This is a genomic window from Rothia nasimurium, from assembly GCF_042660305.1.
Lineage (GTDB): Bacteria > Actinomycetota > Actinomycetes > Actinomycetales > Micrococcaceae > Rothia > Rothia nasimurium.
The window spans coordinates 98883-124761 of sequence record NZ_JBHSTW010000010.1; the positions used below are offsets into that span (position 1 = coordinate 98883).

General features: G+C 60.1%; 23 protein-coding genes. 8 read left to right on the forward strand and 15 right to left on the reverse strand.

Annotation, left to right across the window (positions count from 1 at the left end; all coding sequences use genetic code 11):
• Window positions 1–12: 12 nt before the first annotated feature.
• Window positions 13–2043, reverse strand: a complete 2031-nt coding sequence (locus tag ACFP6B_RS04185; RefSeq protein ID WP_377127212.1) for a DUF6541 family protein — start codon at window positions 2041–2043, stop codon at window positions 13–15.
• A gap of 241 nt (window positions 2044–2284) precedes the next feature.
• Here ACFP6B_RS04185 and ACFP6B_RS04190 point away from each other — a divergent pair, with 241 nt between their 5' ends.
• Window positions 2285–3952 (forward strand): alpha-keto acid decarboxylase family protein, encoded by a 1668-nt coding sequence (locus ACFP6B_RS04190; protein ID WP_377127215.1) that lies wholly within the window; start codon window positions 2285–2287, stop codon window positions 3950–3952.
• 85 nt (window positions 3953–4037) lie between these two features.
• On the opposite strand, the gene ACFP6B_RS04195 is transcribed toward ACFP6B_RS04190, so the two are convergent.
• Both ACFP6B_RS04195 and ACFP6B_RS04200 read right to left on the reverse strand, forming a co-directional pair.
• A complete protein-coding gene (locus ACFP6B_RS04195) occupies window positions 4038–5444 on the reverse strand; it encodes a GntP family permease (RefSeq protein WP_377127218.1) in 1407 nt (468 codons plus the stop codon).
• 23 nt (window positions 5445–5467) lie between these two features.
• Window positions 5468–5986 (reverse strand): gluconokinase, encoded by a 519-nt coding sequence (locus ACFP6B_RS04200; protein WP_377127221.1) that lies wholly within the window; start codon window positions 5984–5986, stop codon window positions 5468–5470.
• Between the two features lie 226 nt (window positions 5987–6212).
• Here ACFP6B_RS04200 and ACFP6B_RS04205 point away from each other — a divergent pair, with 226 nt between their 5' ends.
• Genes ACFP6B_RS04205 through ACFP6B_RS04215 form a run of 3 tightly spaced genes read left to right on the forward strand, consistent with a single transcriptional unit; the run spans window position 6213 to window position 9733 of the window.
• Window positions 6213–6734, forward strand: a complete 522-nt coding sequence (locus ACFP6B_RS04205) for a flavin reductase family protein (RefSeq protein ID WP_237196027.1) — start codon at window positions 6213–6215, stop codon at window positions 6732–6734.
• Window positions 6735–6774: 40 nt separating this feature from the next.
• Window positions 6775–8373, forward strand: a complete 1599-nt coding sequence (locus ACFP6B_RS04210) for an acetylornithine deacetylase (RefSeq protein ID WP_377127224.1) — start codon at window positions 6775–6777, stop codon at window positions 8371–8373.
• A 34-nt stretch (window positions 8374–8407) separates the two neighbouring features.
• Window positions 8408–9733: a hypothetical protein gene (locus tag ACFP6B_RS04215; protein ID WP_377127227.1), complete on the forward strand. Its 1326-nt coding sequence runs from the start codon at window positions 8408–8410 to the stop codon at window positions 9731–9733.
• 82 nt (window positions 9734–9815) lie between these two features.
• Here the strand turns inward: ACFP6B_RS04215 and ACFP6B_RS04220 are convergent, their stop codons facing one another.
• The 7 genes from ACFP6B_RS04220 to brnQ form a co-directional block, all read right to left on the reverse strand.
• Window positions 9816–10778 carry an MIP/aquaporin family protein gene (locus ACFP6B_RS04220; RefSeq protein ID WP_377127230.1) on the reverse strand — a complete coding sequence of 321 codons (963 nt, stop codon included), beginning with the start codon at window positions 10776–10778 and terminating at the stop codon, window positions 9816–9818.
• 267 nt (window positions 10779–11045) lie between these two features.
• Window positions 11046–11669, reverse strand: coding sequence for a VanZ family protein (locus ACFP6B_RS04225; RefSeq protein WP_377127233.1), 624 nt, complete (start codon window positions 11667–11669; stop codon window positions 11046–11048).
• Window positions 11670–11749: 80 nt separating this feature from the next.
• Window positions 11750–12151: a fluoride efflux transporter FluC gene (locus tag ACFP6B_RS04230; RefSeq protein WP_377127236.1), complete on the reverse strand. Its 402-nt coding sequence runs from the start codon at window positions 12149–12151 to the stop codon at window positions 11750–11752.
• Between the two features lie 3 nt (window positions 12152–12154).
• Complete coding sequence (locus ACFP6B_RS04235; protein ID WP_377127239.1) at window positions 12155–12607, reverse strand: fluoride efflux transporter FluC; 453 nt, start codon at window positions 12605–12607, stop codon at window positions 12155–12157.
• A gap of 9 nt (window positions 12608–12616) precedes the next feature.
• Window positions 12617–14170, reverse strand: a complete 1554-nt coding sequence (locus ACFP6B_RS04240; RefSeq protein ID WP_377127242.1) for a sensor histidine kinase — start codon at window positions 14168–14170, stop codon at window positions 12617–12619.
• Window positions 14171–14175: 5 nt separating this feature from the next.
• Window positions 14176–14922, reverse strand: a complete 747-nt coding sequence (locus ACFP6B_RS04245) for a response regulator transcription factor (protein WP_377127245.1) — start codon at window positions 14920–14922, stop codon at window positions 14176–14178.
• Between the two features lie 476 nt (window positions 14923–15398).
• Complete coding sequence (gene brnQ / locus ACFP6B_RS04250; protein WP_377127248.1) at window positions 15399–16736, reverse strand: branched-chain amino acid transport system II carrier protein; 1338 nt, start codon at window positions 16734–16736, stop codon at window positions 15399–15401.
• 154 nt (window positions 16737–16890) lie between these two features.
• Here brnQ and ACFP6B_RS04255 point away from each other — a divergent pair, with 154 nt between their 5' ends.
• Window positions 16891–17742 (forward strand): PRD domain-containing protein, encoded by an 852-nt coding sequence (locus ACFP6B_RS04255; protein ID WP_377127251.1) that lies wholly within the window; start codon window positions 16891–16893, stop codon window positions 17740–17742.
• 69 nt (window positions 17743–17811) lie between these two features.
• Here the strand turns inward: ACFP6B_RS04255 and ACFP6B_RS04260 are convergent, their stop codons facing one another.
• Both ACFP6B_RS04260 and ACFP6B_RS04265 read right to left on the reverse strand, forming a co-directional pair.
• Window positions 17812–18735 carry a hypothetical protein gene (locus ACFP6B_RS04260; protein WP_377127254.1) on the reverse strand — a complete coding sequence of 308 codons (924 nt, stop codon included), beginning with the start codon at window positions 18733–18735 and terminating at the stop codon, window positions 17812–17814.
• 211 nt (window positions 18736–18946) lie between these two features.
• A complete protein-coding gene (locus ACFP6B_RS04265; protein WP_377127257.1) occupies window positions 18947–20272 on the reverse strand; it encodes a hypothetical protein in 1326 nt (441 codons plus the stop codon).
• A 210-nt stretch (window positions 20273–20482) separates the two neighbouring features.
• Between ACFP6B_RS04265 and ACFP6B_RS04270 the strand changes: the two genes are divergently transcribed.
• The 3 genes from ACFP6B_RS04270 to ACFP6B_RS04280 all read left to right on the forward strand — a co-directional run bounded on the left by ACFP6B_RS04270 (window position 20483) and on the right by ACFP6B_RS04280 (window position 23134).
• Window positions 20483–21568, forward strand: a complete 1086-nt coding sequence (locus ACFP6B_RS04270; RefSeq protein WP_377127260.1) for an LLM class flavin-dependent oxidoreductase — start codon at window positions 20483–20485, stop codon at window positions 21566–21568.
• A gap of 12 nt (window positions 21569–21580) precedes the next feature.
• Window positions 21581–22357, forward strand: a complete 777-nt coding sequence (locus ACFP6B_RS04275) for a CE1759 family FMN reductase (protein ID WP_377127263.1) — start codon at window positions 21581–21583, stop codon at window positions 22355–22357.
• Window positions 22358–22624: 267 nt separating this feature from the next.
• A complete protein-coding gene (locus tag ACFP6B_RS04280; protein WP_377127266.1) occupies window positions 22625–23134 on the forward strand; it encodes a MarR family winged helix-turn-helix transcriptional regulator in 510 nt (169 codons plus the stop codon).
• Window positions 23135–23225: 91 nt separating this feature from the next.
• Here ACFP6B_RS04280 and ACFP6B_RS04285 read toward each other — a convergent pair whose 3' ends face one another.
• From ACFP6B_RS04285 to ACFP6B_RS04295, 3 genes are all read right to left on the reverse strand, one after another.
• Window positions 23226–23456, reverse strand: a complete 231-nt coding sequence (locus tag ACFP6B_RS04285) for a hypothetical protein (RefSeq protein WP_377127269.1) — start codon at window positions 23454–23456, stop codon at window positions 23226–23228.
• 19 nt (window positions 23457–23475) lie between these two features.
• The gene (locus tag ACFP6B_RS04290; protein WP_377127272.1) at window positions 23476–23868 is read right to left on the reverse strand and encodes a hypothetical protein; all 393 of its coding nucleotides are present in this window, start codon (window positions 23866–23868) and stop codon (window positions 23476–23478) included.
• A gap of 193 nt (window positions 23869–24061) precedes the next feature.
• On the reverse strand, window positions 24062–25831 hold the full coding sequence (locus ACFP6B_RS04295) for a cation:proton antiporter (RefSeq protein WP_377127275.1): 1770 nt from the start codon (window positions 25829–25831) through the stop codon (window positions 24062–24064).
• Window positions 25832–25879 lie beyond the last annotated feature (48 nt).

Here is a 25879-nt window from a genome sequence, read left to right on the forward strand (position 1 = left end):
GGATAGCCCGCCTTAGGGCGCTGAGCAGGCTGTGATCTTGTATAGAACAGCATCACCTTCGCGGTGAACCTCGGTCAGCACTCCAGATTCAGCTAGCCCCTCAAAGCCTGCGTACCAGCTACTGTGGTCATGCCCGCTGACTTCTGCACGACCGAAGTCAAGATAGTAGTCAGCATTGAGGTTATCCAGAGCACGGCAGACCTGAGGGTCTGTGAGAGCCTGATTCAGATGATCCTGGACGTACTTCACATCATCATCTGCGGAATAGATAGTGTGGTAGGCGGTCACGGGACGGTCTGCTATTGCATAGGCCAGAGCAGCGCCAGTGAAAGGCTGCACTACAACGGTCTCACCTTCGGGCACATACTCATCGAGCACCTCAAGCATGTCGAACTCATCGGTGTTCAAGAGGTCAGATTCAGGGTCAGGAGCATACTCGTAGTAGTTCGCCTCAACCTGGTTCTGCAAAGCGGTGCTAGTTTGGCCAAACCCAGCTACAGCAAACAGGGCTACAGCACCGACTACTAGCATGCGTCGGGCGCTCTCCCACTGGGTTCGCTGCCACCACTGGCTAGCAACCAGTTTTTCCGCTACCCAGTGCACAGCCAGGGCCAGCATAGGAACGCTCATAACGGGCAAGAGGGCGGCCAGACGGAAAGAATCGTGGTACCAGAGGCCTACGACTTCATAGCGTCCGTCCTCCCATGCCAAGGAGCGGGCAGCTACATAGAAGTAAACAACCACAGCCCAAGCACCAAGCACCCAGAGGGAGTAAACATTGGCACGGCGGGTGAACGTATACAGGCCAATGACAAAAACAATGGCCAGGAACCACTGGGGCTTAAAGCCCATCGCGGCAAAGGCAAAGGGTTCCCCAAGAGCCTGCCCCTGGGTGAGGACGGGGCCCCACACTTCGCCTGCGGCCTGGGGCGGACGGACCACACCCCACAGAATGTTCATCACGATGAAAATCAGCGCAACGCCCAGGGCTGTGGCTCCCGCCGCATCCCAGTAGGCACGGTGCTTAAAGCTAGTAACGAAGTTAAGAATGACGCGGCCAAGCAGCAGAGGAATAATCATTACCAGGAGCGACATGATTGCGTTGGGGTGGGCAATCGCAATAGCCAAAGCTACCCAGACCCCTAAGACCACCGACTGCAGGGTTGAGATACGGCGAACCGCTACCATGCGGAAGAGCTGCGCTACCAGACCGATACCGGCAGGCATCAGGGCAATACCTAGAAGGTTCGGGTACAGCACACCGAAATCAAGCAACAGAATAGGGTAGGCAGTAAAGGCAGCTGCGAAAGCTCCCACCACCACGACGCCTGCGGTGTTCAGCTTAAAAATTTGGCGCACCATAAAAACTGTGCTGAGAGGCCAGATAATAGCCGAAACCACTACAGCCATAGTGTTAGTTGCCACCGGTATGTCAGCGCCTGAGCCCATCGTAATGAGCGAAACGATAGCGTGCCAAGCTCCGGGGTAAAAGGTAGGTTCCCCTTCAACCGTTGTCATTGCACCCAGGGTGAGGGGCGAGGCGCTACCTGTATCTTCAATGAAACGCACTGCGTTGAGATGGAAGCTGTTATCCCAGGTCTGAGAAATCCATTCAGGCTGGCCAATAGCATTCGTAACGTTGCGCCACAGCAGGAGGGCACCCACAAGGAAGCTGCCCCAGTAGGCTATCTGATCTTTCGACCACCAGGCGCTAGCCACTACAGAACGTTGAGGAGGAAGCCACCTCCCCTGATGTGAACGAGCTGGAGCAGAGCCAAGCCCAGCCCAGCGTCCTACTAGAACCACAAGCAGAATAACGGCAGCCAGCACTACAGCCGAGGCAAACGGAACCCATAAAGCCCAGCGAATACCGAGCATAGGAGTCACGGTTGCACCCAGCATAATAGCTGCCACAGAAAGCGCCGGGGCTAGACCAAAAGCCTCAAACCCGCGTAGCCGGGCAGCCGCCGAAATCAGCAGGCCCGGAACAAAAAGATAGATAAGCCCAACCAGTAGAGGCATTGCAATCTCGAACCAGCTCATCGTTCTCCTTGTTTGTGGCCACAGCGGGGGGGTAAAGCGTCCTCCCCAAGTCTAGTAGTAAAGCCCGGTAAGGAGGTGCTGAAACCTTTAAACAAAGGTCACAGGTGCTAGATACAGTGATTCTGCACGCCAGGCTAAGACTCAGGCGCTCGGCGCCCAATGGCGGGGCGGGCGAAACCCACTACACTGGAAGGTAAATGGCGCAGGTCACACGGCCTGTTTTACCTAGTACAAGGAGTCAATGATGACCTATACCGTGGGTAACTATATTCTCGATCGTCTGGCTGAGCTGGGCGTAGATAAGATCTTCGGTGTGCCCGGGGACTTTAACCTCTTCTTCCTCGACGATGTGCTGGCACACGAGAAGCTGGATTGGGTGGGCAACGCGAATGAGCTCAACGCCGGATATGCGGCGGACGGCTACGCCCGCGTCAAGGGCCTGGGCGCCCTGGTGACCACCTACGGTGTGGGTGAGCTGTCAGCTATCAACGCAACTGCCGGCTCCTACGCTGAGAATGTACCCGTGATTCACATTGTGGGTGCACCCAGCCTGTCGGCCCAGAATTCTCACCTGCGCATGCACCACACCCTGGGCGATGGGGATTTCAAGCATTTTATGCGTATGGCGTCCGAGGTATCTGCTGCGGTTGCGGCCCTGCACCCGGCGACCGCTGCGACCGATATCGACCGCGTCATCCGCACCGCCGTCATCCACCGTAAGCCCGGCTACCTGATGCTGCCGGTTGATGTGTCCACCATGCCAGCTACCCCGCCGTCGCGTCCGCTTGATGTAGATAGCCACGTTTCTTCCCCCGACATCGAAGCCCTCTTTAAGGAGGCCGTCACCGACTTTATGCGCGGTAAGAGCGTGACGGTGCTGGCAGATATCATGGCTGAGCGTCTGGGGGCCGTGCAGGACGTCCGCGCCCTGGTGACCGAGACCAAGTTCCCCTTCGCGTCCCTCATGTGGGGCAAGGCCGTACTGAACGAAACCAAGCCCAACTTTGCAGGCATCTACGTGGGTGGACTGTCGGCTGAACACACCCGTGCGGTAGTGGAAGATGCCGAGGTTTTGGTCTGCGCTGGCGTGGAATTTACAGATACCACAACCGGCATATACTCACATCAGATAGACTTTGGGCGGGTTATTAACATCGGCGCTGAGAGCACCAGCATTGCCGGTCGCCACTATGCCCCGCTCACCATGGCCAGCGCCCTGAACATCGTTAAAGAGGTGTCCCTAGAGCTCGGCCTCAAGGGCACCCCCTTTGAGGCACCCACCACCGATGAGTCCCTACCTGAGATCACCGACGAAGCCCTGACCCAGGACGTCCTGTGGCGGGTTCTCTCATCAAACCTGGATGAGAAGAACACCGTTGTGGTCGATATGGGTACCTCTTTCTTCGGCATGGCAACCCGCAAGTTCCCGCGCAACTCCCGCTTTATCGGCATGCCCCTGTGGGGTTCTATCGGCTACTCCATTCCGGCCCTGCTGGGTGCGGCTATGGCCGATACCGATTCCCGTGGCGTGCTGATGGTTGGTGACGGCTCAGCCCAGCTGACGATTCAGGAGATTGGCACCATTATCCGCGAGGGCGTGAACCCGGTGGTCTTCTTGATTAACAATGACGGCTACACCATCGAGCGGTCGATTCACGGCGTCGAGGCCCAGTACAACGACATCACCGCCTACGACTGGTCGAAGATTCCGGCGGCCTTCGGTGGCACAGACTCTAACACCGTCACGCTACGCGCTGCTACGGTTCGCGAGTTCGACGAGGCCTGCCGAGTGGCTAAGGAGAACCGTGACAAGCTGGTTTTCATTGAGGTAGTCACCGCGCCCATGGATATGCCTGAACTGCTTGAGAAGTTCGGCGCCCAGGCAGCCCAGCTCAACAAGAAGAAGTAGTACTACAAGAGCCCGCAAGGACGCGCCCGCCCCGCCTTCACGCACGAAGGCGGGGCGGGCGCGTCCGGCTATAGGCCACAGGCAACTAAAGCAGGCTAGCGACCCCAAACACGGCCACAGCACCGGCAAAACCTACGACACCAATGAGGGTTTCCATTACCGTCCAGGTTTTGAGGGTGGTCTTCTCGTCCATATTGAAGAAGCGGCTGACCAGCCAGAAACCTGAGTCGTTGAAGTGCGAGAGCACCACAGAGCCTGCGGCGACCGAAACGACAAGGGCAGCCAGCTGGATGGAGTTGAAATCTGCAGCCAGAACACCGGGGGTGATGAGACCTGCGGCGGTTGTCAGGGCTACGGTCGCTGACCCCTGGGCAACGCGCAGAATTGCGGCAATGAGGAAGCCCGCAACAATGAGGGGAACACCCAGGTCACCCAGCACATCGGCGAGAGCATCGCCGATTCCTGAGGATCGTAGCACGCCACCGAACATACCACCGGCGCCGGTAATCAGGATGACGGAGCAGACCGCGGGAAGTGCTCCGTCCATAGTCTGCTGGATACCCAGCGCGTGATCCTTACGTTTGAAGCCGAGCAGGTACATGGCAACGAGGGAGGTAATGAGTAGGGCAACAGGGGTCTCGCCGAGCAGGCGCAGGGTTTGGAACCAGGTTTCATCTGCTGCGCTTTCAGGTAGCACACCTCCCTTTGCCAGAGTGTTGAGGCCGGTGTTGAGGAAGATGAGGAACATGGGGAGCAGCAGCACGAAGAGAACGGTGCCGAAGGAGGGCGGGTTGAGGGGCTCGTCCTGGGTTTCTTCGTGGCCCATGAGGGCAGGTACGGGAAGGTCGATGCGCTTACCGATGAACTTTGAGAAGAGGTAAACGGCAAGGTACCAGGTCGGTACCGCGATGATGAGGGAGACGAGCAGTAGAGTACCGACGTTGGCTTCGAAGAAAGAGGCTGCGGAGACCGGTCCGGGGTGGGGCGGCACGAAGACGTGCATGACGGAGAATGCGCCCACAGCGGGGATTCCGTAGAGCAGAAGGGAGCCGCCAACCCAACGAGCGACAGAGAAGACGATGGGGAGCATCACGACAAGGCCGGCATCAAAGAAGATGGGGAAGCCAAAGAGCATAGATGCCACGCCGAGGGCGATGGGGGCGCGGTCTTCACCGAAGACCGAGATGAGTTTGTGGGCAAGTACCTGGGCACCGCCGGAGTATTGGATGAGAGCCCCCAGCATGGCTCCAAGGCCAACGAGCAGGGCTACAGACGCCAGGGTTGATCCGAATCCGCTGAGCATGACGGGCACGACGCTGGCGACGGGGATTCCGGTGGCGACGGCGGTGAGCAGGCTGACGATAATAAGTGCAGGGAAAGCGTGGAGTTTGAATTTGATGATGAAGAGCAGCAGGAGCAGGATTGCGCCGGCGGCGATAGCGAGCAGGGGCCCGGCGGTGAGGGTTTGAGCCCAGTCTTCGGGGAGAGGCATAGTGGTGTGCTTTCGTGTGGGGCTTATAGGGTAGGACGCAGGGCGGCCAGTGCCGCGGTTGCGACCTGTTCCGGGGTGCCAGAGATATCAACGAGCACCCCGGCTTCGTCAGCTTCGAGGGGTTCGAGGATGGCGAATTGGGAGTCGAGTAGGGAGGTGGGCATGAAGTGGCCTTCGCGGTGCTTCATGCGTTCTGCAATAGTTTCTCGAGAGCCAGTCAGGTGTACGAAAAGGACGCCGGGGGCGGCTTCGCGCAGCACGTCACGGTAGGTACGTTTGAGGGCGGAGCAGGTGACGATTGTGTGCTCGCCGCGGGCGTCCGCGTCCTTGATCCAGGTGGCGATGCGGGCAAGCCAGGGGGCGCGATCGTCGTCGGTGAGGGGAATCCCGGCGCTCATTTTCTGGATGTTTTCAGCAGGGTGCAGGTCGTCGCCTTCGACGAAGGACCACCCTAGCTGGTCGCGCAGGGCGTGGGCGATGCTGGTTTTGCCGGTACCGCTCACACCCATCACGACAATGTGATGTGTGTTTTCCTTTGTCATGTCTATTATTGTGCACCCATTTAGTCTGTATGCCGAATAGACGGGGCACTCAAGACATACGACTTCTACCCTTTGTTACAGCAGGTTGGCGTAACAGTGTCACAGTTCTACTCATAGGGGCAATATGTGAGAAAGGCTAGGGTTTGGTGCATCTGAAGTCCTAGGCTGAAGACCAAGCGCTCCCGGCGCTGTAGTCCCCAAGCAGCCGCACAAAGGAAAACCGACCATGACCACCCAGGTAAATATCAGCGAGAAGACCGCCACCGAACTTTTCTGCGAGGCTTTCGGCGCCCAGGCAGCCGGCGTTGCCATCATCACCGCTGAGGGATCCGACGGGCTGCCGGGTGGCCTAACCATCTCGTCCCTGTCATCGGTTTCCGCTGAGCCTCCCATCGTGTCTTTTTCTTTCAAGGACCGCACCGGTTCGGCTGCCCGCATCATCGACGCTGATTCCTTCCTGATTCACCTGATTGGTGCCGATAACATCGAGGTCGCCAAGCTTTTCTCGGTCAGCAAGGCCGATAAGTTTGGCGATACCTCCACCTGGGACCGCCTGCCCACCGGCGAGCCCCTGCTGCACGGGGTAAGCCGGGTGCTGCGCGTCCGCCCCCTGGGTACCCTCAATGCGGGCCCTGCCGTGGTCTTTACCGCTGAGGTCACCGACTTCATCCGCCACGACGCCAACGCAGCCCCCACCGTTTACCACGCTCGCCGTTTCCACGGCTTGGGCGACCATTCAGCCCTGTAATCTAGCGCCCCCGGCAGGCCCGGGGTTTTAGACTGGTGCTATGACACTCCCTGCATCTCTTCCCTGGATTGAAAAGCTTATTGCCGCGCAGTCCATCAGCCAGACCAGCAACCGCCCCGTGCTCGACCTGCTGGCGGCTGAGTTTGAGGCTCACGGCCTGACCCCGCACTACACCTATAGCGAGGACGGCGAGCGCGCCAACCTGTTTGTAACCGTGCCCGCCGCTGATGGTGGTACGGACGGCGGTGTGGTGCTGTCGGGGCATACGGACGTGGTGCCGGTTGAGGGCCAGGCCTGGACGGTCACCGACCCTTTCACTCCCCTGGTGAAGGACGGCAAGCTTTACGGGCGCGGGGCGTCGGATATGAAGTCTTTTATTGGGTCGGCTATGTGGCTGCTGCCCCAGTTGCTTGAGGCGGATCTGGTGAAGCCCGTTCATTTCGCTTTTTCCTACGATGAGGAAATTGGCTGTGTGGGTGCGCCTGCTATGGTCAAAGATTTTAAGGCCCGCGGTATTAACCCTGATTTTGCGGTGATTGGTGAGCCGTCCATGATGCAGGTTATTTCTGCCCATAAGGGTGCCCACCGCGGCCGGGTGACTTTCAAGGGTATTGCCAAGCATGCCTCCCTGGGCCCGCACGGGGTTAACGCCCTGGCGCAGGCGGCGGAGTTTATTACTTTCTTTGAGCAGTTGGCTGGTACCTGGCGGGCTGAGGGTCCCTTTGATGAGGGGTTTGTGGTGCCCTATTCCACCGGCGGGGTGAACTTTGCCCGCGGTGGTATTCAGTACAACATTGTGGGTGAGCACGTGGTGCTGGAGTATGACTTCCGCACGGTTCCCCAGATGACTACCGACGAGGTGCTGGCCCTGGTTGAGGCGAAGATTGCCGACGACCTGCTGCCTGCACTGAAGGCACGGGCGGCGGACGCTGAGGCCCTGGTTGGCGCTGCGCCCGGCGAGTTTGTGGATGCCGTGGGTATTACCCATGAGCTTCTGGCTGCCGTCCCTGCCCTGGGTACTGCTGACGGTGCTGAGATTATTGCCCTGGCCAACGAGTGGGCGGGGCGCCCCGGTTCTGTGGAGGCCCAGAAGGTTACCTACGGTACTGAGGCTGGCCAGTTTGCCCTCTATGGCGGGGTGCAGGCGGTGGTGTGCGGTCCCGGCGATATCGCCCAGGCTCACACCCCCAATGAGTGGATTGAGCTGGCCCAGATTGAGGCCTGCGACCGCTTCATGCTCAAGGTACTGGAGTGGGCTAGCCAGGAACAGGAGAATACGATGACACCCCAGGACGCAGGTGCGCGACCCCGTCGGCGTATTCGGGTTTTTCCGGAATGGGGAATTGATTTCCCCCTGTGGGGTGCTCCCAGTGAGCTAGAGCAAGCCGGAGAGTACCCCTACCCTTATGACCCGGACGATTTACCCCAGGTTCCGTCTGACCTGGTGGAAGAGCTTGCGGCTTGGTCACAGGCGTGGGTGACTCGGGCAGCTGAAGAGATGGGCGAGATCCCTCCCCGTCCCCTCACCCAGCAGGAGCGCCACCAGGAAGAACTGGAGTGGAAGAACCAAGGTAAGGCCCTGGTGGAGAACCTGCGGGCAGTTTTAGGGGATGACTTCGAGATTATCTATAAGGGCTAGCCAGGAATAGGGCCGGGTATCTAGACTGGGACTTATGAGTGCCCCATATCACTTTATTCCCTACCCGGCGGCGCCGGGCCTACACCCGGCCCTGGCCGGTATTCTGACGGTTCCCGTCAGCCTTGAGCGGGCGGGTGTGCCCTCCCTCCTGGTCTATCTTCAGGGAGAGGTGGAACAGCACCTGCCCCAGCCGCCCGGCCGGGGGAAGATTACCGTCACCTACCGCCCCGACACCGTGGCGGGGGTGCAGGTCAGTGCCCTCTATCGCGCTGGGCACGGAGAGTGTGCGGACGCCGGCACCTGGCAGATTACCGCTTCGTCGGCTCCCCTACTCGGTGGGGAGGGGCTCCCCGTCCTGACCGAAACTAACCCGGGTGTCTTTCAACCTGCCGTTACGGGTGATGAACTCACCGAGGAGCTGGAGCTTCTCGCTGGCTTTTGCCGGGGCGTCCGAGCCCTGATTGACCGAGAACTGGGCAACCAGCCCTACCCGGCGACCTGGCCCCGGCTCACACCCGGGGTGGTGACCCGCTGTAGCAACCTGCCCTATCTCACCTCTGCCACCCAGACGGTATCAGAGGCCGATCTAACCCTAGCCCTGCCCGCCTCTCCGCTGCGCTGGTGGGGGTTCGCACCCGTCCGCCCCTCCTGTGACAATGTGCGGGGCCTGGCAGCAACCGCCAGCAGGGCACGGCCTGAGAGCCTGTGGCCCGGAGAGTTCTACAGGGACTACTCCCAGGCACAACAGGGCTACCGGCCCGCAACCTTGCGTCGTGTGGCCAGCACCGATACCGATTGCTGGGTACTGAAGCTGAGTTGGCTCAACAGCATGACCCTGTATGTTCAGCGCAGCGGCAACTGGGATATTGTCTACGGCTCCCCGCTGGTAGGGACCCAGGAAAACCTCCCCTTTACCAGGGGCAAGTACGAGGTGGCGGACGTCCGCGCCGCCTCTTCCCTAGAACCCCTGGTGCGGGCGATTCACCGGGATCTCTACGAAGAGCCCGGACTGCCCCCGGTGACCCAGTGGCGTATCGGGCCGCATTCGCAGACCGTGCACCTGGCCCTTGCCAATGACTGGGGAGAATTCTTCCCCCTCTGGTACGCCGACGGGAAAGGTCTGGCCGAGGATCTTGAGCTGACCCAGGCCACCCGGCAGTTGCTGGGCAAATGGGCCAGTCTTTGGGAAGACCTGGACATGGGCCCGGAAGACCCCACCAACCCCACAACCCGGGCCTGGCGGCAGCTGGGTGAGAGACTGCGCGAGACCCTCACCAGCGAACTGGGTGCGGGCTACACTGTCAAACTCCATCTGGTGAGCCGCAGCCAGCCCTGGAGTGAGCTGCGAGACCGCGCCTAGATAGGGTCGGTGCAGACTTCTTGGGCTGTGTGCAGAGAAAACCCTGCACACAGCCCAAGAAGTCTGCACAGCACCGAGTGGGTTACTCCCAGAAGGCCCTCTTCTGCACGACCGGGATTTTGCCGGTGGGCACGTAGGTGGCGGCGGCGGACGCGGCGGTAGCCTCGGTGTCCTCACTCTGGGGCAGCACCTCAGCCGACTTAGACCGGTACATGTGCTTATTAGCCCACAGGCCAAACCCGAGCACAGCCAGGGCCAGCACGACGCCGACCACCTGGAAGATAGAGAACTGGCCGTCGTAGTAGAGCTTGAAGAAGGACCCACCCATCATGCCGCCTGCGATGGGGGCGCACACCGGCACCCAGGCGTAGTACCAGCGGGAGCTACCCTTACCGTGAATAGGTAGCAGGGCGTGCATGAGGCGGGGGCCGAAATCGCGGGCCGGGTTGAGGGCAAAGCCGGTCTGGCCACCCAGACCAATCACCAGCACAGTGACCAGGAAGCCAAAGGCCAGGGGCTTGAGCACATGGTTCAGGTTGAGGGCCAGGGCTGAACCTTCAAGGACGGGGGTGAAGTTAACCCCCACGTAGAGGGCCGAGAAGACCAGCAGGAAGGTCCCGATAATCTCAGACAGGGCGTTGGTGAAGTAGTTGTGAATAGCCGGCACGGTAGCAAAAACGCCGAGTTTGATCTTGCGGTCGGCGGTTGCCTTCCAGTGGGGCAGGTAGTTGAGGAAGACGAAGCCCGCGCCCACCATGGCACCGGCGACCTGGGCGATGATGTAGCCGGGCACCATGGCCCAGTCGAACTCCCCGTAGGCTGCTAGACCGATGGAAACAGCGGGGTTGAGGTGACCGCCGGAATAGGCGTGGGAGGCGTAGACGCCGAAGGTAGCGGCAAAACCCCAGCCGAAGGCGATGGTGAAGAAGTTGTCGCCGTGGCCTTTGGAGCGGCGCAGTTCGACGGTGGCAATAACGCCACAGCCAATAGTCACCATAATCATGGTGCCCAGGAATTCAGCGAGGTAGGGGCTGATGGTGTTCACGTGCTTCTCCGCAAGTATCGGGGGCTAGTACGCCCAGGCAGGTGCCGGATCCTTCAGCCCATAGTTTGCTTCACTTGGCTTTAAGTGTGAATGATTGGGTTTTATGCGGCAAGGCTTAAGGGTAAAAGTGCCCTAACACTTAAGCGGTTTACCGCCCTCTTTTCCAAGCGCTGTGACCAAGCACCCACCAGCCCCGCCCACCAGCTAAGACGGCTATGGGCGGGGCGGGCGTCCGCGCGGGGCAAAGAGGCGGACGCACCCGCCCCACTAGCGCCCGAAGAGGCGGCGCAACTGCCCCGGCAGGGTATGGCGATACTGCCAGGCGGCAAGGGCGCCCCAGCCCAGTACGGCACCCAGGGTGTTATTGAAGATGTCTTCGGCGTCAAAGGTTCGGATAGCGCAGTCGTAGTAACCCCAGATACCGGTCAGCTGGGTCAACTCAATCGCGAGCGAAGTTCCAAAGGCAGCAAAGAGCACGGTGCGAAAACTGGCCCCCCAGCGCCAGCGGGCCAGCACACCAAAGGGCACAAAAAGCAACACATTCAGCAGCATCTGCAGCACGTAGATCGAAAAAAGGGCGCCGAGCAGGCCGTCATTGGCAGCGATCGCAAACTCAATACTCCAGCCCAGGAAGAAGCGGGGGTAGGTACTGCCCCAGCCGTCGGGGCAGACAAAGACGTCGTTATCGGGCAGGGGCAGGAAGGTGTAGGCGATAACCCCGGTAGCGTAGAGCACCAGGACGCCCGTGGCAGCTATGCGGCGCAGGAGCCTGCGGGTAGGCAGGTGGCGGCCAAACCACCAAAGGGCGGGCACGATAAACACCATGAGCAGGGCCCAGAGGGAAAGCGCCTGCTGGAGCACAGGAATCGAGAAGTAGAAGTAGTACCGCATAGCCTTATATATCAACAAGAATCTGAGTGATTGAGTGTACCGGGTTTAGCTGGGTCATAGCAGAGAAGAATAACGAGCGACTAGATGAGGGTGGTCAGGGTCAGCCCGGCCACGGCGGCAGCGGTTGCGGCAAGTAGTTGGCCGACGGCAAGGACGACGGTGGCCAGCTTACCGGAGGCTCGTAGGGTTTCGAGCAGGGCGGTGGAGAAGGTGGTGTAGCCACCTAAAAAGCCCACTCCCAGAATGAGGGTGAGATTTTCTGTAATTACAAAAGTTTCCGCACCGGGAATGGGCCTGCTATGAGCAGCAAGAAGGCCGGTAAGGCAGCCCAAAAGAAAGGATCCAGTGACATTAATAAAGAATGTCCCAAGCGGCATAGATACTTGCCAGAGCCTTGATACGAGCGCCTTAACCCAGCTATCAACCCACAGGCGCAGGGCGGCGCCTGCGCCACCAGCAAGAAAGACTAAAAGGTAGACCATGCCCTACTCCCCCGTTCCACGAGCTGGCCTACCGGCGTGGGGCGGGCGTCCGATCCTCCCCCATCTGCCCCCGAGCTGCCAACCAGCCCAGGCCAACAGGTAGCCGCCAACCAGCGAGAGCAGGGCATAGGCGGCAGCCACCCCCCAGTGCCCATCCAGGGTCAGCTGAGCCAGGGCGAGGGCGAAGGTGGAGTAGGTGGTGAACCCACCCAGAAAGCCGGTACCCAGCGTAAGACGGAGCTCCTCAGCACGAGCCGACAAGACCCCTCCCGGGGCAGCGGCAAGCAGGGTGCCCGTCAACAGAGCCAGCAGGAAGGCCCCTACCCAGTTCACCACCAGCACGGTCACTGGTAGGGTGCCAGAGACGGGAAAGGCAGCCAGAAGCAAGGCCCGCACCAGGGCACCTGCTCCACCACCCAGAAAGACAAGCCAGGTTGCGCGGAATGTAGGGGTCATTCCCCCAGCCTACGCCCCCAGCAGGGGCAAACGCACCGTAAACTCGGTACGCCCCGGGCGGGAGACTACATCGATAGAACCTCCGTGGGCTTCCACAATGGCCTTGGCGATGGGAAGCCCCAGGCCGGTGGTGCCATCGGAGCCGGAGCGGGCAGCGTCCGCCCGCGTAAAGCGGTCAAAAATCTTGCTCTTGAACTCGGGGTCAATGCCGGGGCCGTTATCGCTCACGCTCATGATGGCCTCGCGGCCGCTGGCAGAAATCGACAGGGAGGCGGTCACCGTGGTGCCCTCGTCCGTATGCTTCCGGGCGTTCGAGAGCAGGTTCAACAGCACCTGCTGAAGCTGGGAGCGGTCACCGCGCACCTCCACCACGTCCTCGGGCAGGTTGAGCTGCCAGATATGAGAGGGGGCTGCCACCTGCAGGTCCATGACGTTTTCGACCAGCAGTTCGGTCAGGTCCACCTCGGTCATCTCGGGCTCGCGCCCTTCGTCGAGGCGGGCCAGCAGAAGCAGGTCTTCGACCAGGCGCGACATGCGTTCGGTCTGCGAGTTCACGCGCTCTAGCGACGTCTTACCCTGGTCGGTGAGGGTTTCGGTCCAGCGAATCATATCGGCATACCCCCTGATAGCCGCCAGGGGCGTCCGCAGCTCGTGGGAGGCGTCCGCCACGAAGACCCGCATCTGCTCCTCGGTGCGCGAGCGTGCTTCAAGGGCAGACTGCACGTTGTCTAGGAGCTGGTTGAGGGCATACCCGACCGCTCCTACCTCGTCGCCGGGGTGGGCGTCCGCAGGCTGCACGCGGGTTGCCTCGGGCAGGGTTTCGAGGGCCAGGTCCATATGGGCAACACCCGCTGCTACCTGTGAAACCCGCTCAAGGGGTTGCATGGTGCGGCGGATAATCCAGGAGCCCAGCACACCGGCACCAATCATCACGGCAACCGAGCCTGCAGCGATCACAGCTACCAGCACAGCCAGGGTGCGGTGGGTTTCTGCCAGGGGCACGCCGGTAACAATGACGCCCTCGCTAACCGGGTTATCCTGCATGACAACCAGGTATTCGCCCACCTCAAGGTCTACTTCAACGGTTCCGTCAGAAGTGGAGAGCGCCAGCAGGGTCTGCTGGTCGGCGTCACTGAGGGTCTGGGTGGAGCCAACCGAGTCAAGTAGACCAGCCACCACGGTCTGGCCGTTGGCGGTGCACAGGCTCAGAGTACCGGGCCCTTGGCCGGGGGCGTCGAGGGTGGTGCGGCCGTTGAACTGCTGGCAGCCGTCTACCTCAGTGTTACCGTTTTGCCCGGCGGGACCACCGGGTTTGAAAGAAACCGCTCGGTGGGCAGCTTCGTCGAGCTGCCCGTAAGCCCGGTCCATGAGAGAGCTAGAGAGGGCAATGTAGCTCGAAACGCCAATAATGAGGCAGGCGATACCCAGCATGGTCACCAGAATGGCGATGAGCTTGGTGCGCAGGTGGGGGGCGGTGCGCAGCCCGGTGGGGGCTGCGTCCTGGGCCTGCTCCTGCCCTGAAGCGGGCGCAGGACTGCCCGCAGGCTGTGAAGGTGCTGCCATGGGCCCTACTGGTTGGCGGGTTTAATGACGTAGCCTGCGCCGCGCACGGTATGAATCATGGGCTCACGGCCCGCATCAATCTTTTTGCGCAGGTAGGAGATGTAGAGTTCCACGATGTTGGCCTGGCCGCCGAAGTCGTAGTTCCAGACGTTATCGAGAATCTGGGCCTTAGAGACCACGCGCTTAGCGTTTTCCATGAGGTAGCGCAGCAGGTCGAATTGGGTTGCGGTGAGCTGGATTTCTTCGCCGCCGCGGGTAACTTCGCGGGTGTCCTGGTTGAGCACCAGGTCGCCGACTACGAGTTCAGCGTCGCTAGCTGCTGCTACGCCGGAGCGCTGCACCAGGCGGTGCAGGCGGATGATGACCTCTTCCATGGAGAAGGGCTTGGTGACGTAGTCGTCGGCGCCGGCTGCCAGGCCGACGATGCGGTCGTCCACGGAGTCTTTGGCGGTGAGGAAGAGGCAGGGCACCTCGGGGTAGAGCTTGCGGATGCGGGAGAGCAGCTCGACGCCGTCGAAGCCGGGCATCATGATGTCGAGCACGAGGACGTCGGGGCGCCAGTCGCGGGCGATAGCCAGGGCTGCGGGGCCCTCGCCCGCTGATTTGACCTCCCAGCCAATCATTTTGAGTGCCACGCTGACCAGCTCTTCGAGCATGCGCTCATCGTCTACCACGAGGGCGCGAATCGGCGACCCGTCGGGGTGTTCAAGGGCCGGAAGGTTCTTGGCGATATCGGTTGCTGTGCTGCTCATACTTCTAAGGGTAGCCAACCGTGGGGGTTTAGAGGTCTCTTGACCCCTATTTGAGGGGATTTGGGGGCTGTTTTCACAGGCGATTCTTATATGAGTGTGAGCGGGAGCAAACCGGGGTGGGGCTATCTTGTATGGGCAGGTGAGAGAACATTTAGTGTCAGGAGGATGACACAGAGATGTAATGTTTCACAAAGACCTGCCTTTACGAGCACCGCGGGTTTATTTCCTGGACTTCATCGGGTAGAGTTCTGAACAGGCTGTCAATTGTTTATTTTTGAAGAAACTTTATGACGGGTTGCCTAGAGGCTTTCTAAATTTGAGTTGAATGAACCACCTCGCAACTCGTTAGACGGGCTCGCGTTGATGGTTGTGGTTCCCCTCAGCGCGAGCCTCTCTACAGCAAAGGGTCTTGCCCCGCAGATGCGGGAGCAAGACCCTTTCTTTTTGCCCTCCTAGGGGCCGGTTCGGTGCCCGGCTTAGCGGGCAGACGCGTGGCGGTGCTGCACCAGGTCGATAGCGGCGCCGATGAGGGCGGCAACCAGGGTGGGTACGAACCAGCCCAGGTCGTAGGCGTGGGCGGGGGCCCAACTGATAAGGGGCTCGATGACGTTTGAGCCAAGCCCCTGGGAGTTGAGGGTCATGAGCAGGGCCCAAATCACCGAGACCAGCAGGGCGAAGCGGTGGGTGAGGTTCATCCAGGGGGCGCGCAGGGCGGCCTCAAGGAGGGTGAGGACGACCAGGGTCAGGGCCGGCGGGTAGAGGGTGGTGATGATGGGGATAGCGAAGCTCATCAGCCCTTCAAGACCGAAGGACGCCAGCACGAAGGCAATCAGGGTGAAGATGATAGCCCAGGTGCGGTAGGAGACCGAAGGGACCAGCTTATTGAAGAAGGAGCTGGTCGCACCGATAAGGCCCACCGAGGTGGTCAGGCAGGCCAGCAGCACGATGAGGCCGAAGACGACGGCACCGGGGCCGCCCATGGTCTGGGCTGCGGCGTCGGTGAGCAGGGCTGCGCCGTCCTTGTATCCCTGGCCGTCCGCGATGTGCTCGCCAATGTAGCCCAGCCCCAGGTAGACCGCGCCCAGCAGCACACCGGCAATACCGCCGGCCAGGGCGACGCTGCGGAGCATCTCGCTGCGTCCGGTCACCCCTTTTTCACGCAGGGAGGCAATCACGATGATGCCGAAGGCCAGAGCTGCCAGGGAATCCATGGTCATGTAGCCGTTGACGAAGCCGGTGGCAAAAGCGCCGGTGGCGTAGTCTTCAGTCGGTGCAGCCGAGGGAGTGCGCAGGGTAATAAAGCTCATCACGACCAGCACACCCAGCAGGATTACCAGGGCGGGGGTCAGGTACTTGCCCAGGGTGTCGACGATACCGGTGGGGTTCATGGCCAGCAGGTAGGAGATGCCAAAGAAGACGGCAGAGAAGATGAGGGTGGGCACCATGCCGTCCACCGACAGGTAGGGGTCTACGGCCATGGCATAGCTGACGGTGCCGGTGCGCGGCAGGGCGTAGAGGGCGCCGATGGAGAGGTAGACCAGGGGCGGGAAGATGAGGGCGAAGATTTTTCCGCCGCGGGCCGCCAAATCTTGCAGGTCGCGGCCGGTGACGGCGAGCGCGATAACGGCCAAGATGGGCATGAGGACGCCGGTCACCAGGAAGCCTGTGATGGCAGGGGTGAAGTTTTCACCGGCTTCTGCACCGAGCATGGCGGGGAAGATGAGGTTGCCTGCTCCGAAGAACATGGAGAACAGCATGAGGGCTGTGACCACGATGCTGATGAGCGGTGATGATTTGGTGGGTGCTGAGTTCATAAGTGTGGGGGTAGTTCTCTATTCGTACGAAAGGGTTTAGTTTACTCCTCTTTATTGGGCAGGTTGCGGGCGCGCGGGGCCCACGGGTGGCGGTGGGTCGGTAGACTGGTAAGGATATTCGCGCGTTTTGAACCTGAGGCGAAAGGGGGTCACGTTGCGCATTTCACGTATTTATAACAACAATGTGGCTCTGGCTCAGGCCTATACGGGCGAGCAGATGGTGGTTATCGGTCGCGGCTTAGCGTTTGGTAAGCGTAAGGGCGACATGGTTGACCCCACCCTCATTGAGCAGACCTTCGTGCCGGAGCACGGCACCCCCGATGAGCATTTGGCGGGGTCGCTGGCGAAGATTCCGTCTGAGATTCTGGGCTTGGCGACCGAGCTTGAGTTTCTGGTCAAGGCCGAGGGTATTACCATTTCTCATTCCTTTATTGTGCCGGTGGCGGACCATATTAGTTATGCGGTGGTTCGGGCCCGCGAGGGGCTGGCGGTGGATTATCCGCTGGCTCTTGAGGTATCTCAGCTCTACCCGCAGGAGGTTCGGTTTGGCCACCGGGCCCTGGAGCTGGTCAAGGAGCGGCTGGGGGTTGAGCTGCCTGAGATTGAGGCGATCCCCCTGGCTATGCACCTGGTGAATTCGCAGTTTGCCTCGGAAGATATGGGCGGTACCTACCGCATGACCGAGGTTTTTGCCCAGATTTTTGAGGTGATTGGGGCCGGCTTTGGCGGCCCGGTAGACCGGTCACTGATGAGCGCTGCCCGTTTCGTCACGCACCTGCGCTATCTCTTTGTGCGCGCGGGCGCTGCCCAGACCGCGGACGCGGGCACGAGCGTCCCTCTACTCCTTGAGAGTTTGAAGGACGCCCACCCCCGCGCCTTTGTGGCGGCGGTGAAGGTGAAGCTGGTGCTTGAGATGCACCTGGAGCAGAACCTGACGGACGACGAGCTGACCTACCTGACCATTCATATTGCCCGCCTGGCCCGCGACCAGTACGGCATCTCCTAGCGCCGTCCACCCTATTCTTTTTCTCTTCACCCCGAGATAATCTCTAGGGTCATGAGAGAAAGAATAGGGTCATTGGCTGGCTATCCGGACGCCAAGGTGACGCAACCTTGAGATCAACAGTTCCGGGCGCTGCGCCAGATCACCCCAGGTGGCGCGAATAACCGTCCACCCCGCCAGTTCTAGTTCCCGCTGCCTCAGCGCATCATTGCGTAACTGCTCATCGGTTGCCCGGTAGGCTCCGTAATACTTATGCAGACCATCCACCTCAAGAAGCAGCTTGAGGTGAGGCCAGGCAAAATCAGCACGGTACAGGCGCCCGGATGGGGTAATAATTTCAAACTGCTGAACAGGCTGTTCGACACCTCCCTGATAGAGGCGAAGTCTGGCAAAAGATTCAAGAGGTGATTCGCTCAGCGGGCTCATCAGGGCAGCCACAACACGTAATTTCTGGGAACCTCGTCCCGTAATCTGTTCAATCTCTTCCCGTGCAGTATCGAGTTCAAGATTCCCGTGTTTTAAAAAGAAATCTGCTATAGCTAGCGACTCTTGCAGGGGCATAGTTTTTCCGCAGTCTACGACGGTCGTTAGCGGATCCGTGACTTTGACTCCACCTAAATCAGTGGCCAGGGAACATTCTTTTACCTTATGGCTATGCAAGATTGTTTGCGGGTGCCCCGACTTATTGATACCCAAGAGGGAGAGGTGCACTTTGGAAGGTAGGGTCATCAGCGGCGCACCCCACAGCAGAGCGGCTGACTGGTGACTTACTACGGCTGTGGGGCGGGTTTTCTGCAGGGCTACCGTCACAGCTTTAGCTCGATCGCTATCTGTGCAGTGTCGTGCGATATCGCCTTTGAGATAGACCCCGCGCGTCAGACGTATAAGCTCACCTCTACGGTGTTTTGCGCTGATGAGATTATTGCTCATGCCTGAGTCTTTGAGATCGCGGTGAGTGTGCATCGCTGAACAGATGTGTGAGAGGGTGAGTTCCATGCCGCTACTGTGGCAAAAAGGCGCGGGCGCTTCAAGTGACCCTATTTGCGCCTGTGGATAACCCTTATTTTCGCTCGTCAGATGCCTGTGGACAAGAAGACACGAGACGGCCTCTGCGTCGTCACAAAGAACGCCCTAGTCTTTCTCTCTTCACCCCGAGATAACCTCTAGGGTCAAGAGAGAAAGACTAGGGCACTCAGTACTGGTCAGATTAGAGTTCGGTAGCCTGCTCCCCATCGCGGGCGTATAGAGCCACCCCGTCTAGGGGCAGGGAGCCTGCGCGGTAGCGGACGGCGTCCGCCCCAGCTCCCGTTGCGCGGACGGCGGTGGCAGCAAAAGCCTTGACGGAGCCGGCAGACTCAATGGCAGGTACATTGTCGCCGCTGGTTGAGATTTCACCGCCGACCTCGATGGAGTCGAGCTCGCCGCCGTCCTTGATGGACAGGGCGATGGCCTGCAGGGTGACCTGGACGCCGCGTACCAGGCTCAAACCCTCGCCGCCGACGGTGGTGAGGTCGCGCTTGACGGTCAATGACGGTAGGGGCTTAGAGACCTGAATGCCGATGGATCCGTCGCCGGTGGTAGCGATGGAGTCGAAAATTGCTTGCTTGAGATAACCGTCGTAGAGGTTGAAGCCGCGAGCGCCCTTGCCTGTGGTAAGGATGGGCTGGCGGATATCGAGGGTGTCGATACCACCGAAGTTGACGAAGCCGATGCCGGAAGGCCCATGGGAGGTGACTCGTCCCTCCGAGATCCATTCGGTGGCTTGGCCCCAGTTATCGAGCACCATGTCGTTCTGCCCGTAGGTGGTGGTGGAACCCCGATTGACGACCTTCTCAGCGATACCGCCGTAGATGAGGAAGACACCACCAGAGATCAGGTCGGGGGTGCCGGGGGCGATGCCGCCGTCGGTGTAGATGTCACCGGTGGTCAGCTCTGAGATAACGAGGGTGCCTCCTGCCGGGGTGCCGTCCTCGGTGCCTTGACCACCTGCAAACACGCCGGAACCGCGGACGGGGGTATCTTCGGTTCCCGCGGAGATGTTCAGCAGTTCTGCGGTGATAACGACATCCTCGTCCTTTTGCAGGTTCCAGGCGGTGAAGCCGCCCTGTAGGGCATCGACGCCGTAGGCATGGGGGCGCAGGGTGCGTCCGCGCAGGTCAGCGGCGATGATGTGCACGCCGTCAGCTTCGAAGCGGCCTGCCCGGTTAGAGCCAGCGGCGGTGAGGAAGACCTGCCCTACCGTGCTTACATCTTCTAGGCGTAGGGTTCCGAAGTCTTCCACGTCGTCAGAGTTGAAGATGGCGAGTTCTTGAACCGAGGTTGAGATTTTGAGGTGGGAGACGGTGTTGTTAGCGGTGAGTTGAAGCCCCTTGGCACCGAAAGCCAGCTCGGCGTCGTCGGTGACGCCGCGCAGGGTGACTCCCTCGGGAAGTTTAAGGGAGGGCATGCCGGTGATACGGCCGGAGATATTAAGGACGCTGGTGCCGGACGAGAGGGCGTCGGTTAGTTGCTGGGCGGTTGAGATGGTAGCCATGACTAAACCCTTCACATAATTCATTAATGTACTTCTTACACCCCTCACGCTACTCTCTTTTACACAAAATACAAGCCAGAATAATTTATATAGAAAATTTTTTACACCCCCACCCGCGCAACACACCGACCGCAAGTTACTTTACAAGGAAAGTTTTTAGGGGTAGATTAAAACCATCAAAACAACACATCACCTCGAAAGGTAACCACCATGCAGTTCGGTATTTTCTCCGTCGGCGATGTCACCATGGACCCCACCACCGGCAAGACCCCCAGCGAATACGAGCACCAAAAGGCCATCGTTGAAATCGCCAAGAAGGCTGACGAGGTTGGCCTGGATGTCTTTGCCGTCGGCCAGCACCACAACCCGCCCTTTATTGCGTCCTCACCGACCACCACCCTGGCCTACATCGCAGCTCAGACCAAGAACATCCTGCTCTCCACTTCCACCACCCTGATCACCACTACCGACCCCGTGCGCATCGCCGAAGACTACGGCACCCTGCAGCACCTGACCGACGGCCGTATGGACCTCATGCTGGGCCGCGGCAACACCGGCCCCGTCTACCCCTGGTTCGGTAAGGACATCCGCCAGGGTGTCAACCTTGCCATCGAAAACTACGCTCTGCTGCGTAAGCTCTGGAGCGAACAGGTGGTCAACTGGTCCGGCAACTTCCGCACCCCGCTCAACTCCTTCACCGTCACCCCGCAGCCCCTAGACGGCACCGCACCCTTCGTCTGGCACGGCTCTATCCGCACCCCCGAAATCGCAGAGCAGGCAGCCTACTACGGGGACGGCTTCTTCCACAACAACATCTTCTGGAACAAGGAGCACACCCAGCAGATGATCAACCTCTACCGTGAGCGCTACGAGCACTACGGCCACGGCACCGCCGAGCAGGCCATCGTGGGCCTGGGCGGGCAGGTCTTTATGAGCAAGAATTCCCAGGATGCCGTTGCTAAGTTCCGCCCCTACTTCGATAACGCCCCGGTCTACGGCGGCGGCCCTTCTCTGGAAGATTTTGCTGACCAGACCCCGCTGACCGTGGGTTCACCCCAGCAGGTCATTGAGAAGACCCTGTCCTTCCGCGACTACGCTGGTGACTACCAGCGTCAGCTCTTCCTGGTGGACCATGCAGGCCTGCCCCTCAAGGAAGTTCTGAACCAGATTGATATGCTGGGTGAGCAGGTTGTGCCCGTGTTGCGCGAGGAGTTCGCTAAGCTGCGCCCTGCCGGTGTACCCGAGGCCCCCGTCCACCCCCGCTACGCTGCCCACCTGGCTGAGCAGGGCAAGTAGGGAGTAAGACCCATGAGCACTCCTTCTATCGTTGTTGTCACGGCGGGTTTGGGCGAGCCGTCCACCACTGCCCTGCTGGGTGAGAACCTGAGCGAGGCCACCGGGCAAGCCCTGGGTCGAGCCGGAGTTGAGGCGAACTTCACCCATATCTCCCTGCGCTCTTTAGCCAAGGACATCACCAACCACTACCTCACCGGCTTCCCCCTGGGGGCACTGGCTACCGCCCTGGATCAGGTGCGCGATGCCGATGCCCTGATTGTGGTCACCCCGGTCTTCAAGGCCAGCTATTCGGGGCTCTTCAAGAGCTTCTGGGACCTCGTCGAGGACGGCTCCCTGGCAGGTAAGCCCGTGCTGATTGCCGCCATCGGCGGCACCGCCCGCCACTCCCTCATGCTGGAGACGGCCATGCGTCCGCTCTTTAGCTACCTCAAGGCAACAGTCGCCCCCTCGGGCGTCTTTGCCGCTACCGACGATTTTGGCTCCGATGCCAACCTGGCTCCGCGAGTTGCCAAGGCAGCAGCCGAGTTCGCCCAGCTGGTCCTCTGGACGCTCGGGGCAGCACCTGCCGGGCAGGGTTCGCAGCTGGCGCCCCAGCAGGCCCTCGAAAGCGGGGCAGACGAGGCCAAGCAGCAGGCAGTTCAGGACGCCAACGCCGGCTCCTTCTTCGGGATTCTTGAGGAAGAGCGGGGCGGGAAGGCACCTGCGCCAGCCTACAAGGCCCCTGGCTTAGAGGCTTTAACCGTGACCCCTTTCGAGGAATTACTTAAAAGGAATATGCCGGGTTCCTAGGCCTAGCTATAGGTACACCGAACGGGCGGGAGGACACACGCCCTCCCGCCCGTTCTTTAAGATGTCTAAATTGTCACCCTCTTTGCCGCGCAATCAAAAGGGAGTCCTACCTGGTGAATGCCAACAAACCCGTTAACCCGTCTTAATATTTCCCACATATATTCCATACAGGTGACACTGCGCGTTAGGCTAGCACCGAATAGAGATTTTCTGAGTAAAGTCTCCTGAACCACACCTACCCACCCGGCAGAGAGGAGAGGAGGTTCTATGGGAACAGCCCCCACCCCGGCTCGCTTCACCAAAGAACAGGAAAATCTGTGGAAGATCTATACCAACACATTAGAAACCCTCAACCTGCATCTCGATAGATGCCTCAAAGAAGAGGTGAAGATTAAGCTGGCAGACTACAGGATTCTGGCAGCAATTTTAGATTCCCCACAGACAGATTCCACCAACAAAGATTGCGTAGTGCGCATGCGCGATTTAGCTCGCGCCACCAATGTCTCACCCTCGCGGCTGACCTACCAAATTGACGTGTTAGAGAAACACGGCTGGGTCACCAAGGTCTCCGTGCCCAATGACAAGAGAGGCAAGGGCGTGCGAATCACCCCGCAGGGGCAGCGGGTCTATATAGAGGCCACCCCGGTTTACGCCCGCGAAGTCCAGCGCACGGTCTTTGAGGGCCTAGACCCCGACATCGCACGGGCTCTAGCCCACTTTTCGCGCGGGGTTCTCGGCAAGGTTACCCACCCCGAACGCAAGCGCGTGAGAGCCTAGATAGCATACAAGAGGGGCGGACGTTTATCAGCGTCCGCCCCTTCTTGCGTACTCTGCTGGCAAGCAGAGAAAAAGTTTTAGATTTTTACTGCTAGTCGGCCGAACCCTGCTTTTTAGCCTTGGGAATAACCCCAACCCGCTGGGCCTTGTAGAGCTGCTCGCGGTTAGCCAGCACCACCAGAGCCAGGGCGTTGAGAGCCAGGCCGATAATGAAAATAATCCAGCCAATCACCATCAGGGCTGTGCCGCTGAGGATTGCACCAACAATCAGGGCAGCAACCGACACCAGATAAGCGGGAGAAAGAAGAAAACGGGTATCCATGGGGGCCTCTTCTGTGGTTCTAGCGGACGTGCGGGCGCGGGGTGCGGGAGCGGAAGATACGATCATCGCTAGCGACATCACCGGTACTAGCAGCGGGCGCTGCGGCAGCTACCAGGGGCTGGGACTCGGTAATGGCCTCGGGCTCATAGAGGTAGGTATCGCCGGGCACCTCTTCTTCCTCATACTCTACCTGGGCATCTGTGTCCGCACCGGCAATCATAGCGGGCAGAGGCCCACCTTTGAGGCGCTGTATCATCACCAGGGTGGCAAAGATGTTCAGGCCTAGACCCGTCAGCAGTACGACCCAGCCCAGCACCGAAACCCAGGTGGAACTCGCACCCACCATTAAAGCGCCTGCAAAAAGGGCTGCCAGGGAGGTGAAGTATGCCGGGGAGAGGTCTTTGGTGTCCATTGATCCTGATTCTGTGAGAAAAATTTATATTCTTTATTGAGAATATATTGCCGAGTGTTGTGCCCTTCTTTTTGCCCTCCATCACCAGGGCATTAAGCCAGAGGCCCTATAGGCCTACAGCGGAATAAGCACTTACCCATAGTAGGTGATGATTCTGCAAATTTCTTGAGTATCACCTAGTCGGTGCCCGGAATCACTCCCGCTCGCAGACGTCCGCACCCTCAACGACAGGCAGCTGACGGGTCGCCACCCGCAGGGCTTCATCGTCCAGCTCCTTTTGGGCCGAGATAATGCGCATCTCGGTAGTCTTGAACATCTGCTCTGCCTTCTCGCGATCCAGCTTGTGCTCGCCGTTGATGAAGGACTTAGGCAGTGACATGGTGAGCGCCCCGGGGCCCTGGTCCATGGCATCCTGGGCCTGCACCTGCACGTCAATCTGGTAGAGCACGTTGCTCACCACTTCGTAGTCGTACTTGTTACGCACATCGAGCACCGCAGCCTGGGCGGCCAGCACCGATTTTTGCCGCACCAGGTTCATAAACTCGCGCTGACGCTGGCGTTCAGCCCAGCGCTCCTGGAAGTCACCGGTCTTCTGGCCCTCCTCGATGCGGTCCATCATGCTGGTGACCACGTGCTTGAGCTGCTCGAAGGACTGCAGATCCCCGCTCTCAGCAACGGTTTTATACATAGACTTCCACATAGCCTTCTGGGCGATCTGCAAGAGCTCCTGCTCCTCGTGGTCGTCCTTTTCAGCCGTGGCGCTCACGCCCAGCACCCGCACCAGCCAGGGCAGGGTCAGACCGGGGAAGACCATGGTGAAGAAGAGGACGGTCAGCACGATAAAGACAGCCTCGGTGCGCAGGCCGTCGGCCATCTCGGGCAGGCTCAGCGCCAGGGCGAGGGTAACCAGGCCGCGCATACCGGCCCAGGTCATCACCAGTACCTCGGCAAAGGAGCGCGGGGTGGTGCGGCGGGAGCCCCGCCAGCGGCCCCACAGCCACATACCGGTCAGCCAGGCCAGGCGCGTACCGATAGCAACGGCCGAAATGAGCACACCGTGCCAAATCATGGTCAGCACGTTGCTGTCTGCACTGTAGAGCAGCTCACCGGCCTGCAGGCCGATCAGGCCAAAGGCTAGGCCGGTCGCAAGCATTTCAAGCACGTTCCAGAAGGCGGTGTTAGCCAGGCGCTCTTCGGCGGTGAGGTCGGCGCTGTAGCTGGCCATCTGAATTGCCGCAATCACCACGGCGACCACACCCGAGGCATGCAGCTCCTCGGCGATGATGTAAACACCGAAAGGAATGACCAGGGTTAGCGCACTGCGGGCCACGGTGTCGGAAAGGTTGCGGCGCAGCAGGCTACCGCCCCAGCCCAGGGCTAGCCCCAGGGCCACAGCAACGAGAGCACTATAGGCGAAACTGCCGAGGGCAGACAGGGGCTGGGGATCGGTGCCAGCCGTCAGGGCAGCGAGGGCGATTTGAAAGAGCACCAGAGATACGGCGTCATTGAAGATACCCTCGGTCTGCAGATTCGAGATGACGCGGCGGGGAATGCCTACCGGCTCAGCCACAGCTTCTACTGCCACGGGGTCGGGCGGGGCGACGGCCGCGCCGATAGCCAGCGCCAAGGCGATGCTGATACCGGGCACAATCATCCAGGTAGCCCACCCCACCACCAGGGCAGAGACAGCGGTCAGGGCAATGGAGTAAATCAGGACGCTGCGCCAGCTTCTGCGCAGCATGCCCCACGAGACGCGCTGGCCAATAGCCCACAGCAGGGGCGGCAGGAAGATGGGCAGAATAATCTCGGGCTCAATGTGCAGGCTGGGCATCTGCGGAATCACGATGACCACGGCGGTCACCAGCGTCAGCAGCACAGGCCAGGGCAGATTCAGCCTATCCCCCACACTTACCAGCACCACCGTTGCCAGCAACAGCACCACAATCACAATGAGGACTTCCACGCCCACCCCTTCGTCACCGACCTGATGTACCAGCTTTTAACTCTAGTA